A 12,103-nucleotide genomic window follows, 5' to 3' on the forward strand; every position below is an offset into this window, starting at 1 on the left:
AGCGCCGCCGGAGCCTCCTGAAAAGTGCCATTCAGGATCTTGATGTTTGTTGATCCCCCTGCCAGATTCGGCGCCACCACCACGACGGGGGAGAGGCCACCCACATGCCGGCAGAGCGGCGGACCATCGAAGCCGTCCCGGACGCCGAACGGCACGGCACGCCGCGCAGCCAGTTCACCCTCTGGTTCGGCGCCAACATGCAGATCACCGCGATCGTCGACGGCGCGCTGTCGGTGGTCTTCGGCGCCGACCCGCTGTGGGCGATACCCGCGCTGCTCCTCGGCAACGTGCTCGGCGGCGTCGTCATGGCCCTGCACTCCGCGCAGGGGCCGCGGCTGGGCGTACCGCAGATGATCTCCAGCCGGGCGCAGTTCGGCGTGTACGGGGCGGTCCTGCCGCTGCTGCTGGTGATCCTCATGTACCTCGGCTTCGCCGCGACCGGCAGCGTGCTGGCCGGACAGGCGGTCGCCGCGCTGCTCCACGTCGGGACGGCCGCCGGGATCCTCGTCTTCGGAGCGCTGACCGCCGTCGTCGCCGTGACCGGCTACCGCCTCATCCACGTCGCGGGCCGCGTCGCGACCGTCGCCGGCGCTCTCGGCCTCGGTTACCTGATGGTCCGGCTGTTCACCCGGTACGACGTCGGCGCGCACGTCGGCGTCAAGGGGTTCGAGGCGGCGACCTTCCTGCTCGCCGTGGGGCTCGGGGCCGGCTGGCAGCTCACCTTCGGGCCCTACGTCGCCGACTACTCGCGCTACCTGCCGCGCGACACGAGCGCCCGGGCGACGTTCTGGTGCACCTTCGCCGGCTCCGTCATCGGATCCCAGTGGGCCATGACGCTGGGCGCGCTCACGGCCGCCGTCGCGGGCGCGGCCTTCCTGCCCGACCAGGTGGGCTTCCTCGGCGAGCTGGCCGGTCCGGCGTTCCCGGCGTTTCTCGTCTACCTGGTGATCGTCGTCGGCAAGCTGACCGTCAACTGCCTGAACGCCTACGGCGGATTCATGTCGGTCCTGACCACCGTCACCGCCTTCGACCGTCGCCCGCACGTCGCGCCCGGGGTGCGCGCCGCTTCCATCACCGGTTTCATCGCGGTGTCCCTGGCCATCGCGCTGGCCGCCAGCGACGACTTCCTGACCCACTTCAAGAACTTCGTGCTGCTGCTCCTGACCGTGTTCACGCCCTGGAGCGCGATCAACCTGGTCGACTACTACCTGATCTCCCGGGAACGCGTCGACATCCCGGCCCTCTACGACCCGGCGGGCCGCTACGGCCGCTGGAACGTCACCGCGCTGGCCTGCTACCTCCTCGGCATCGTCGTGCAGGTCCCGTTCCTGGCCACCGCGCTCTACACCGGCGCGGTCACCGAGCGGCTCGGCGGCGCCGACGTCTCGTGGATCGTCGGACTGGTGGCCACCTCGGCCCTGTACTGGCTCTGGGCGCGGCGCAGCGCCGACCCGCCCGCCGCGACCGTCCGTCCGGCCGCGGACGCGTAGAGGCGTAGAGGCGTAGAGGCCTAGAGGCGTGGGCCGGGACCCGCGTCCTCCGGGGGTGTCCGTGCGCCGTGGGGTATCCATGGGGCATGGAAACCGAACGGCTGACCTTCGACGGGTGGATCGCCGCCGTCGGGACGGGATCCGGCGCGCGGGTGGTCGTGGGCCACTGGCCGCGGTCGCCCTTCGGCCCGTTCAGCGACGTGATGCTGGAGCGCGCTGACGGCCTGCGCACGCTGCTGGCGCCCACCGCCGAGACGGCCGGGTACGTCGCCTCCGTCTACCACTTCGACGAGGTCCGGACGGTCCCGGTGAGCGTACGCGGCCGCGACGGCCTGTGGGAGGTCGCGGCGGGGCCGCTGGAGCTGTGGTTCCGGGCGGGTCGCCGGGGCCCGCTCGGCCTCGCCCTGCGGGCCGTCCCCCGGCCGCTCGCCCGCAGGCCGCTGTGGGCGGCCCTGGCGGACGCGCCCTCCCGCCTGATGACCGGCGTACGCACCCGGGGCAGCTCGCGCCCCGGATGCCGCCAGTGGTACGCCGCCTGCGACCTGCGGCCCATCGTCGCCGCCCGGGCCCGCCTCGACGGCGCCGACCTCGGCCCGCTGGCTCCGGTCTCCCCGCCCGTGCGGTTCGGCTTCGGGTCGGCCCCCGCGGCTCCGTCCCTGGTCCGGGTGGTCTCCACCGTCGAGCGCGCCGTGCCCTGACGGCCCCGGCCGGGCATGGGCGGCGCGCGGGCGGGGATGCTGTGGGCGGGGGGTGGTGCGGCATGGCGTCGACGGCTTGGGCGGTGACCGGCGCGGCCTGGTGCCTGGTGCTGCTGGCCGGGGCGCTGCGGCTCGGCGGCGGGCGCGTTCGGGTGCCCGTCGGGGCGCTGTCGCCGGTCGAGGCCGGGCTGTTGCGCGGGGGCGTACGGGCGGCGACGCAGACCGCGCTGGTCGAGCTCTACCTCGGCGGCGCGGTGCGGGCGGAGTTCCGGCGGACGGTCCTGAGCGTCCCCACCCGGGTGCCGCCGAAGGGCTGCTCCGGGCCGGCCCGCGCCGTGTACGGGGCCCTGTACCGGCGGACGCACCCCGGCAGGCTCCACGACCACGAGCGGGTGCGGGGCGCCCTCGGGGAGACGACCCGCAGGCTGGAACGGGCCGGGCTGCTGGTGTCCGCGAAGCGGCGGTGGGCCGAACGGGCGCTGCTGCTGCCGGTGTTCGCCGCCCTGCCGGTCACGGCCGGGGCGGGCGGGGCGGCCGGGGCACCGGCGGCATGGCTGTGGCTCGGCGGCCTCGCCGACGTGGGCGCGCTCGCGCTGTGGGCGGCGTCCCGGCGCACCCGGCGCGGTGCGGCCCTGCTGGCCCGGCTGCGTCTGCTGCACGCCGGGACGCGCCGGGCCACGGAACGGGGCGACCCCGGCGCGGTGTTGCTGAGCGCGGCGCTGTTCGGCGGGCCGGCGCTGCGCGCGCAGCTGCCCCGGTTCACCGAGGAGAGCGGGCTGCTGACCCGCCCCCCGAGGGAGCCCATGGAGCGCAGCGGGCAGGGGGGCTGGCACCCGTCGCAGGGGGGATGCGGAGGCTGAGGAGGCCGTCGGGGGCGAAGGGGCGGGGGGCCGGTGCGCACGGGGGAAGGGCACCGGCCCCCCGGGGGCCCGCGGCGGGGTTCCGGCCGCGGCCCGCACGGCGCCGGACGTCGCGGTGACCACGCCGGGGGGCGGGCGGGCACCGACGTCACAGCACCGGTTGAATCGTAAACCATTTGGCGGGAGGTGCGTCACGCACCCACCCGGTGGCGGAGCGGGGCGAAGGCCAGGAGGTAGAGCAGCCCGCCGAGCGGCAGGAAGTCGAGGTTCGCCGCGATGGCGACCGTGCCCAGGACGAACGCCACGAGCGAGGGGACGGCCCGGGGGCCCTTGAGCGCGGCGAGGAGGGCGATCACGCCGATGTAGAGGAAGACCGGTACGACCGTGTACACGACGGGCATCACCCCGGGCACGTCCTGCACCCGGGCGAAGATCTCGCTCATCTCCGCCTTGTCGTCGGCCCGGATCCCCGCGTAGATGTCGATCGCCGCCTGGGCCGTGGCCGCGGCCACGCCCGCCCACGCGACCGGCCAGGCCACGTTGACCACCCTCCGCCGGACCGGGCCGGCCTCCGCGGCCGCCGCGCGGCGCAGTCCGTCGCAGACCACTCCGAAGAGCAACACCCCGGAGAGGAAGGCGAGATGGCCGGTGATCCACGCCGCGCCCGGCTCCTTGGACCCCTCCACCAGAAGTCGGATGGACCCGTAGACCACGAGGAGGACGGGGGCCGCGATGAAGGAGATCCGGGTGAGTCGCACTGCTTGCTTTGTCATGACCACAGCTTGCCGACGGGTGTCGTGGCGCCGCCATTGGTGATCACCCTGACAACACCCCCAGGACATCGCGGGGTTGGATCAGGGGGCGGCTCGGGGTCGGAGTCCGGGTCCGAGGGCCCCGGGTCCGAGGGCCCCGGGTCCGAGGGCCCCGGGTCCGAGGGCCCCGGGTCCGAGGGCCCCGGGCCCCGGGGTCGGAATCCGGGGCCGGGGCCGGGGCCGGGGCCGGCGGTCAGCGGTCAGCGGTCAGCGGTCAGCGGTCCTGGGAGAGTTCGAGCAGTTCCGCGAAGGTACCGCCGGCATGGACCAGGTCGTCGTAGCGCCCCTGCTCGGTGATGCGGCCGTGTTCCATGACGACGATGTGGTCGGCGATCTTCGTGTTCTCCAGCCGGTGGGTGACCACGATGGTGATGCGGTCCCCCGCGATGGCCTTGATCCGCTCGAAGATCTGGTGCTCGCCGCGCGGATCCATCTGCGAGGTGGGCTCGTCCAGGATCAGCAGCCCCGGGCGCCGGTACAGGGCCCGGGAACAGGCGACGCGCTGCCACTGCCCGCCCGACAGCTCCGCGCCGCCGAAGACGTCGCGCGACAGCAGGGTGTCCAGGCCCGCGGGCAGGTCGTCGACGGCCTCGCGCAGACCGACCGCGTCGATCGCCTCCCACACCGGGGCGTCGTCGTGGGTGCGGGGCTGGCCCAGCGTGACGTTGTCGCGCACCCGCAGCGGCCACTGCGCGAAGATCTGCGGCACCAGACCCGTGTCCTGCCACACCGTGACGGGATCCACCTCGGCGAGGTCGGTGCCGTTCCAGGTCACCCTGCCCTTGTCCGGCAGGTAGATCCCGGTCAGCAGCCGGGTGAGGGTGGACTTCCCCGAGCCGTTCGCCCCGACGATCGCGAGGATCTGGCCGCGCCGCAGGGTGAGCGAGACCCCGTCGACGGCCGGCCTGGCCTTGCCCGGGTAGCGGTACGCGACCTCCTCCAGCCGGATCTCCTCGGCCGGTCCGGCGTGGGCGCGGGGCCCCCGCCGGGGGGCGCGGGCGGTGGCCTCGTCGAGGAAGGACTGCATGTCGCCGAGGTACAGGCTGGTGTGGAAGACCGCGGCTCCGTTCACGACGACCTGGGAGAGCGCGGCGAGCGTGCTCTGCACGGCGATGACGGCCGTCGCGGCCACCGCGAGCCCGATCCGGCCGGACACCGCCAGCCACGCCAGCGCGCCCCAGGTCACGACGAGGAACACGCCGCCGGCCCCGGCGGACAGCAGGGCGATCCGCAGGGTCCGGGGCGCCGCGGCGAGGGTGCGCCGGTCGCACCGGTCGGAGAGGGCCCGGTACCAGTAGACGAGGTAGTCCGTCATCGAGTTGGCGCGCACCTCGTCGGCGTACTTCGGCGTGGTCGCCCACCAGCGCATCATGCCGCGCACGTTGCGGTCGGCGACGTTCGCGTAGTGGATCTCGTAGTCGACCCGGGCGGTCAGGACGGCGCCGACGCCGGCGGGCAGCACGGCGAGCAGGAGCAGGGGCAGCAGCAGCGGGTTCAGCACGGACAGCACGCCGACGGCGCTCACCATGCGGATGAGCGCGGAGAGGAACCGCTGGGCGTCGGTGACCATCACGTGGGTGCGCATGACGCCCATCTCGGCCGCCTCGTGCCGGTCCGCGAAGCCGTCCTCCGCGTACGCCGAGGCCTCGACGCGGCACACCGCCTCGACCAGCGCCGTGTCCGTCTCGGTGGTCAGCCGCGGGGTGATGCGGCGCTCGGCGTACGCGGCCAGCGCCCCCGACACCCGGGCCAGCGCGGCGGCCGACGCCACCACCAGCAGGGCGGGCAGCGCACCGCGCAGCCGGTCGGGTGCGGAGCCGTCGCCCAGGACGGACCCCATGGCGCGGGCGGTGGCCGCGAGCAGCACGGCGGCCGCGACGCCCGTGACCGCCTGGCAGCCGGCGAGCAGTTGGACGGCCCGCCGGTCCGTCCGCCAGGACACCCGGGCGATGCGGGTGAGGACGGCCGGGATCTGCCCGCACATCCGCCGGAAGGAAACGGTGGCGAGCGGATTGACGGAGTACTGCCCGCTGTAGGTGATCTCCGCCGGCGGGGGCGGCGGGGGCCGCCGGCTGCCGGTGGTCTGCTGCTCTTGCGCATCGGCCGAGGTCAACTGCTCCCCCTGGAGGTCCGTCCGGCATCGTCACGGGGCTCAACGACGGGGCCGCAATATCGAACACATGTATTTCGGTCGGCCTCGGACCCCCGGGATCGCGGGCTTCGCGGAGCGTGCCGGGTGCATCGACCCGTCTCCCGCAACAGGAGTGCCACGCAAGGGGGTTGGCCGAATCGCCGAGGGCTGCCCGGGAGGGCGCGGCCGGGTGCCCGGGCGGCCGGGGCGAAACTGCGTGGACCGCTCGGGCCGGGACGTGATCCACTGCGGGCATGAGCCTGTCCGTCGATGTGTTCACCGCCGACGAGAACGGCGGCGTCCGTTTCCTCGACGTCCCTGCCGGGTCGTCGGACCTGGCGGGCTTCGAGAGCTGGCGCACCGAGGTGTGGGGATCGCCCGCCGTCCGCGCGCTCGGTGCGCGGTTCTTCCCCCAGCTGGCCGGGGGCGACCTCCGCGTCGCCCCGCACGACGTACGGGAGTTCCTCGCGGAGGCGCTCCTGCTGCGGGACCACCTCGACGCCATCGCCGCAGGCCCGGACCCGGCCGGGCCCGCCGCCCGGCGGACCGCCGCGATCGGCGACCGCCTGGACAACATCCTCGACGCCGCCCGGCGGGCCTCGCGGGCCGGCGGCGGGGTGCAGATCTGGTAGCGCGTCGCCGACCTGGTCAGGGACATCGTCGCGACCAGCAACCCCAACCTGCTGATCGTCACCGATGACGTCCACTGCACCTTCGTGCCCGGTTTCCGCTCGCTCGCCGCGGACCTCCCGCGCAACCCCCTGCTCGTGTACTCGTACTCTAAGCACTACGGCCGCACCGGGTGGCGGCTCGGCGTCATCGGGCTGCACGACGGATTGCCGACCGGGGCGGCCTCAGGGGCGGAGCGGCGCCCGCTCCCAGGTCCGTGCCGCGTTGAGGTCTGGCGCAGTACCGGCCGGTGCGTAGGCGTAGCCGTCCCCCTGTTGGAGGAGTCGGGGCTCCTCGGGGCGCAGGTGGCTCGCGCCTCCTCCCGCCGGTCGGTGGCGGCGCACGATCCCGGCCGGAGGTTGCCGGCGTTCCTCGAACTCGGCGAGCGGGCCGTTCGGCTTCGGCCAAGAGCCCGACTCCGGCTCGGTGCGGCGGTGTCGTCCCATCGGTGTCACATCCTCTCGGCTCGGGGCAGTGGCCGGCGTCGGCATGGGGATGGGGAGGTCCTGGCTGCGATCGTCTTCGTGGCCACCTCCGGGTGCACCTGATCGGCGGGCTGGACGCGCCGGGCGGCTTCCGCTACTTGCGGCTGAGGGTTTGAGCGTCCCCGTTGTCAGGATCTCCCACGCCGCGCCGCATCGTCGGATGCGCCCTCGAGCCGCCGAATTCCCACGGGTTGCCGTCGCAGACGGTGGTCCACACCTTCTCCGCTTCCTTGTCGTCGGGATAAGCGCCCCACTTGCCGGTGCCGCTACACTCCGACACCTTGTCGCCGTCGTTATTGAACTCGGCAAGGTTGGTTGCGACGACGGTGCCGTCGTTCTTGAAGAGCAGGGTTCCGGTATTACCCTCGGTCCAGGTGCCTACAATGTCGGGCCGAGCCAGTTTCTGTGGCTGCCCTAGGCACCCCGTGGCCAGCGTCAGCCCCGCGACTGCCAAGACCACTCCACGCAGCCCCGCAGCGACTCGCCCTCGTTCATCACGCATGACTCCCCCTTGCGTACGTCAAGCCCCGACTGCTTCGCACAGCAGATCGCCTGGCCCTCACACTGCCACGAAGCTTGAACATGTTCAACTCTGCTCGATGCGCACTGACAACCCCGCTGTGCACACCGCATTGAGCGATGGGCCGCTCGCCGGAGGACGCCATTTCATTTGATGATGCGGCGGTAGCAGATGAGGGTGCTGGCGATGCCGGCGAAGGCGAGGAAGCGCTCGGGCTTGCGTTCGTAGCGGCGGTGCAGGCGTCGGCATCCGTTCAGCCAGGACACTGTTCGTTCGACCACCCAGCGGTGCCTGCCCAGCGTGTCGGAGGCTTCGATCCCCCGTCGTGCGATGCGGGGCACGATCCGTCGACGCCGCAGCCAGTTGCGCAGATGGCCGTAGTCGTCACCCTTGTCGCCGTGGAGCTTGGCGGGGCGACGGCGTCGCGGGCCGAAGCGGGAGCGGATCGGAGGTATCCCGCGCATCACCGGAATGCGGGCCAGGCTGTCGTGGTCGTTGGCGGCCGAGACGCCGATCGAAAGGGGCAGACCGTTGCGGTCGACGATGAGGTGGATTTTCGATCCGGCTTTGCCACGGTCGGTCGGATTCGGTCCCGTCAGCGGCCCCCTTTGAGGGCCCGGACGCTCACGGAGCCGATCGCGCACCTCGACCAGTCCAACTCGCCGCGAGCACCGAGTTCATCCAGGACCAGACGGTGCAACTTGCCCCACACCCGGGCCCGCGACCACTCAGTGAACCGCCGGAACGCCGTCACTCCGGAGGGGCCGAAGCCGGGTGGCAGCTGATTCCACGTGCACCCTGACGTGGCCACGAAGATGATGGCGGCCAGCACCTCACGATCCCCATGCCGACGCCGCCCGCCGCCCTGGGGGCGTTCCGGCGCTGGCGGCACCACACGTTCGAACAACTCCCACAAGCCGTCCGGCACCATCCGCTGTACGAGCCCAGTCGTCACCACACCAGACTGCCGCAAGATCACGCCAAACCCGGAGGACGATTCAACCCGGGGCCTGCTCCTCGAACTCGCTGCCTTCGAGTCCGACCGCGCCGGCGAGCAGTGGAAGGAGCCCCACGATCTACGCCGCAGCCGGGGCCTTCCCGCGACGGGTGGCAAGCGGTGGGGTTCCGTCTGGCACCCGCGGCGTGTACCGGACGGGCAGGGCGGCATGCCGCTCCAGGAGGACCGGTACATCGCCGATCCGGACATGACGGAACTCTCCCTGGAGTCCTTTCCGGGCCCGGCGGTTGCCCCCGCGCGGGGGCCGGGGCAACCGCCTGACGCCCGGGGCGAAGGGTCACCCGGCCGCGGGCCGGGCGGGGATGTGGGGGGTGCCGGCCGGCTGGGTGACCGTACGGGCGCGGGAGGCCTCGCCGCCCTTCACGTGCTCGGTGCCCGCGGGCACCTCGACGGTCCGGGCGTACCGGCTCTGCGACGCTCCCGCCGCGCCGTCGGCCGCCTTGCGGGCCGGGACGTGTTCCGTGGACCGGGGCGCCTCGACCGTCCGGCGGTGGTCCTGGGCCGGGTGCGCCGCGGGGGCGGCACTGGCGGCTCCGGCCACCGCGAACGAGCCGATCAGCGCCGCGACGGAGGTGGCGACGATCTTCTTGCCGATGTGCATGGGAACTCCTCTGTTTACCTGCCGTGGTTGTCGTCTTCCGACACCGCCGAAGGTAGAGGAAAGGAACATTTCGGATCCTTAACGCAGCGGATCCGGACGTTCGAGCGAGATGCCCTCCGATCGTGAACAGCCGCCCCCCGCGACCCCGCACGGCGCCATGCTGGTGCACACGGCGTGTGACCGACGCCGCCGGACGTGCGAGGGGCGGGGAGTGACATGGCGCAGGAACCGGGGCGGCACACGGGCCTGGACGAACAGGCGGTACTACTGGCCGCCGGGCTGGCCGACCTGGCCCTGAGCACACTGGGCTCGGCCCTGGGCACGGTACGGGGGCTGCTGCGCCGCTCGGACACCGGCGCACTGGCGGCCGAAGCGGAACACGATCTGATGGCGCGCGGACGCCTGGCCCTGGACCGGTACGCGGCCCCGCCCCCCGCCCACCTGGAGATCCTGGCCCGGACCGTCCTGGCCCGGCAGCGCGCGGCGGCCGGCGCCGCAGCAGCGGACCCGGGCCCGGCGGGCCGGCCATGACGCCCGGCGAGGGCTGGGACCCGGCCGCGTTCAAGGCCCGCGTCGACGAGGTGCTCCAGCGCTACGTCGCCCGGGAGGCCGACCGGTTCGCCGCCGTGGACCCGCTCCTGGCCCCGGTGGCCCTCCAGCTCGAAGCGGCGGTCGCACACGGCAAGCGGCTGCGGGCGGCGTTCTGTTACTGGGGCTGGCGGGCGGTCGGACAGCCGGACAGCGACGCGCTGGTACGGGCCGCGGCCTCCATGGAGCTGGTGCACGCCGCGGCCGTGACGCACGACGACCTCATCGACGACAGCCCGCTGCGCCACGGCCGCCCGACCGCGCACGTCGCGCTGCGCACCGCCGTGCGCGGCCCCCGGGGCGGCCAGGACGCCGCGAAGTCGCTGGCCATGCTGACGGGCGACCTGCTGATGGCCCTCGCCGGCGACCTCTTCGCCACCAGCGGCCTGCCCGCCGCCTACCTGACCCGGGCCCGGCCCCTGTGGCTGCTGATGGCCCGGGAACTCATCGCCGGCGAGTGCCTGGAGATCCTGCGCACCGGGGCCCGCCCGGACGTCGCCCAGTCGCTGAAGGTCATCCGGTACAAGACGGCCAAGTACACCGTCGAGCAGCCCCTCCTCATCGGCGGCGCCCTGGCCGGGGCCGGGCGGCCGCTGCGCGAGGGCTACTCCGCGTACGGGCTGCCGCTGGGCGAGGCCTTCCAGCTGCGCGACGACCTGCTCGGCCTGTTCGGTGCCACCCGGGACACCGGGAAGGCCAACGCGGACGACCTCCGGGGCCACCGCCCCACGGCCCTGCTGGCGGAGACCTGGCGCCTCGCCGGGGACGACGAGCGCGAACTGCTGGACTCCCTCCTCGGCCGGAGCGACCTCGGCCGGGACGGCGTGGACGCGGTCCGCGAGGTGATGCGCGACCTGGGGACCCCCGACCGCATCGAGGACATGATCAGCGCCCGGGTCGGGGAGGCGCTCGACACCCTGCACGCGCTGGACGTCCCGGCCCACGCCGCGACGGCCCTGACCGCGCTGGCGCACTCGGCCGCGGTCCGCCCTTCCTGACCCGGACGACGACACGAGGAGCCCCGCCATGATCCACACCGCGGCGTCCATGGACGCCCTGCGCCGCAGCGGTGACGAGCTCGCCGACGCGACGGTGGCCACGCTGTTCGAACGCGGCGAGGTCGGCACGTTCAACACCCTGATGCGCTACGTGTCCACCGCCGGCGCCCCGCTCCCGGACGGACTCCCCGAGGTGGCGCGGGAGTACCTGGAAGCCACCCGCGTCCCGCCCTCCTGGGTGGACTGGGAGGAAATGGAGAGGGCCCGGCTCTTCTTCATCGACAACAACGTGCACATCACCACCGCGCTGTCCTTCGCGGCCATGCCCGCCTGCTACCTCGTCCCGCACGTCGCCAGGCTCCTGTCGGCGACCCACGGACTGCAGTACCCCTCCAAGCGGATGGCGGAGACCGGCCAGTTCACCGTCTACCTCATGCAGCCCGACGCCTTCGAGGCCGGCAGCCGCTTCATCCCGGCCGCGCAGAAGGTCCGCCTCCTGCACGCCTCCATCCGCCACCACCTCACGCGCGAGAACCGCTGGGACGGCGACGCGCTCGGCACCCCGATCTGTCAGGAGGACATGATCGGCGGGCAGATGTTCTTCTCGATGCTCGTCCTGGACAGCCTGCACCGCCTCGGCATCCACATGTCGGAGGAAGGCGCGCGGGCGTACTACTACGCCTGGCGGGTCGTCGGCGCCATGCTCGGCGTCGACCAGGACGCCGTACCCGCCTCCCTCGACGAGGCACGCCACTTCCTCGACCGGTACATGCTGCGGCACATGGGGCCCTCGGAGGAGGGCGCGCACCTCACGAGGCAACTGATCGACCTCTACGAGGAGGTGGTGCCCGGCACCCTCTTCGACCCGGTCGTCTCCGCGCTCATCCGGCACCTCGTCGGCGACACCCCGGCCGACTGGCTCCGGGTCCCGCGCACCTCGTGGGACACCCTCGTCAAGGCCGTGCCCCACCTGCTGGGCGTGCTGGAGACCCTGGAGGACCGCTCGCCGCTCGGGGCCTGGGCCCTGGACCGCCTCGGCCATCTGAGCTCGGTCTTCGCCCTGTCCTCCCTCACCCGCGGCCGCGTCATGCACTACGCCGTCCCCGAACACCTCAGGAAGGACTACGGCGTGCCCGGCTCCGTCTCCGGCAGCCGCCGCTGGACGCCGCCGGCCCCCGCGCCCGCCTGAGCCATGCCGAACCGCAGCGGTCCCACCCCGTGGTCCCCGCCGTC

12 protein-coding genes and 1 pseudogene are annotated in these 12,103 nt (G+C 73.4%); 8 read left to right on the forward strand and 5 right to left on the reverse strand.

Features of this window, described 5'->3' with window-relative positions:
- Positions 1-104 precede the first annotated feature (104 nt).
- The 3 genes from ACGFXC_RS27110 to ACGFXC_RS27120 all read left to right on the forward strand — a co-directional run bounded on the left by ACGFXC_RS27110 (position 105) and on the right by ACGFXC_RS27120 (position 3,048).
- Entirely contained in the window at positions 105-1,490 is a 1,386-nt protein-coding gene (locus ACGFXC_RS27110) for a purine-cytosine permease family protein (protein ID WP_393716986.1), read from the forward strand.
- Between the two features lie 86 nt (positions 1,491-1,576).
- Positions 1,577-2,188, forward strand: coding sequence for a hypothetical protein (locus ACGFXC_RS27115; protein WP_393716988.1), 612 nt, complete (start codon positions 1,577-1,579; stop codon positions 2,186-2,188).
- Between the two features lie 62 nt (positions 2,189-2,250).
- Positions 2,251-3,048, forward strand: a complete 798-nt coding sequence (locus tag ACGFXC_RS27120) for a TIGR04222 domain-containing membrane protein (RefSeq protein WP_393716990.1) — start codon at positions 2,251-2,253, stop codon at positions 3,046-3,048.
- 191 nt (positions 3,049-3,239) lie between these two features.
- Here ACGFXC_RS27120 and ACGFXC_RS27125 read toward each other — a convergent pair whose 3' ends face one another.
- Positions 3,240-3,821: a hypothetical protein gene (locus tag ACGFXC_RS27125; protein WP_393716991.1), complete on the reverse strand. Its 582-nt coding sequence runs from the start codon at positions 3,819-3,821 to the stop codon at positions 3,240-3,242.
- 253 nt (positions 3,822-4,074) lie between these two features.
- On the reverse strand, positions 4,075-5,973 hold the full coding sequence (locus tag ACGFXC_RS27130; RefSeq protein ID WP_393716993.1) for an ATP-binding cassette domain-containing protein: 1,899 nt from the start codon (positions 5,971-5,973) through the stop codon (positions 4,075-4,077).
- Positions 5,974-6,245: 272 nt separating this feature from the next.
- Here ACGFXC_RS27130 and ACGFXC_RS27135 point away from each other — a divergent pair, with 272 nt between their 5' ends.
- Positions 6,246-6,623, forward strand: coding sequence for a hypothetical protein (locus ACGFXC_RS27135; protein ID WP_393716995.1), 378 nt, complete (start codon positions 6,246-6,248; stop codon positions 6,621-6,623).
- Positions 6,624-6,824 (forward strand): annotated as a pseudogene (locus ACGFXC_RS27140) (aminotransferase class I/II-fold pyridoxal phosphate-dependent enzyme); the annotation flags it as partial.
- 415 nt (positions 6,825-7,239) lie between these two features.
- Here ACGFXC_RS27140 and ACGFXC_RS27145 read toward each other — a convergent pair.
- From ACGFXC_RS27145 to ACGFXC_RS27155, 3 genes are all read right to left on the reverse strand, one after another.
- A complete protein-coding gene (locus ACGFXC_RS27145) occupies positions 7,240-7,647 on the reverse strand; it encodes a hypothetical protein (RefSeq protein WP_393716997.1) in 408 nt (135 codons plus the stop codon).
- A gap of 164 nt (positions 7,648-7,811) precedes the next feature.
- A protein-coding gene (locus ACGFXC_RS27150) for an IS5 family transposase (RefSeq protein ID WP_393717188.1) occupies positions 7,812-8,596 on the reverse strand; the annotation gives its coding sequence in 2 pieces (ribosomal slippage) (positions 7,812-8,263 and positions 8,263-8,596; 786 coding nt in all).
- Positions 8,597-8,960: 364 nt separating this feature from the next.
- Positions 8,961-9,284: a hypothetical protein gene (locus ACGFXC_RS27155; RefSeq protein WP_393716999.1), complete on the reverse strand. Its 324-nt coding sequence runs from the start codon at positions 9,282-9,284 to the stop codon at positions 8,961-8,963.
- 216 nt (positions 9,285-9,500) lie between these two features.
- On the opposite strand from ACGFXC_RS27155, the gene ACGFXC_RS27160 reads away from it, so the two are divergent.
- The 3 genes from ACGFXC_RS27160 to ACGFXC_RS27170 are packed head-to-tail and all read left to right on the forward strand — an operon-like array spanning position 9,501 to position 12,059.
- A complete protein-coding gene (locus ACGFXC_RS27160; RefSeq protein WP_393717001.1) occupies positions 9,501-9,815 on the forward strand; it encodes a polyprenyl synthetase in 315 nt (104 codons plus the stop codon).
- Positions 9,812-10,870, forward strand: coding sequence for a polyprenyl synthetase family protein (locus tag ACGFXC_RS27165; RefSeq protein WP_393717003.1), 1,059 nt, complete (start codon positions 9,812-9,814; stop codon positions 10,868-10,870). Before ACGFXC_RS27160 ends, ACGFXC_RS27165 begins: the two co-directional genes overlap by 4 nt.
- Positions 10,871-10,898: 28 nt before the next feature.
- Entirely contained in the window at positions 10,899-12,059 is a 1,161-nt protein-coding gene (locus ACGFXC_RS27170) for an oxygenase MpaB family protein (protein WP_393717005.1), read from the forward strand.
- Positions 12,060-12,103 lie beyond the last annotated feature (44 nt).

It is taken from the genome of Streptomyces sp. NPDC048507, from assembly GCF_043199995.1.
Lineage (GTDB): Bacteria > Actinomycetota > Actinomycetes > Streptomycetales > Streptomycetaceae > Streptomyces.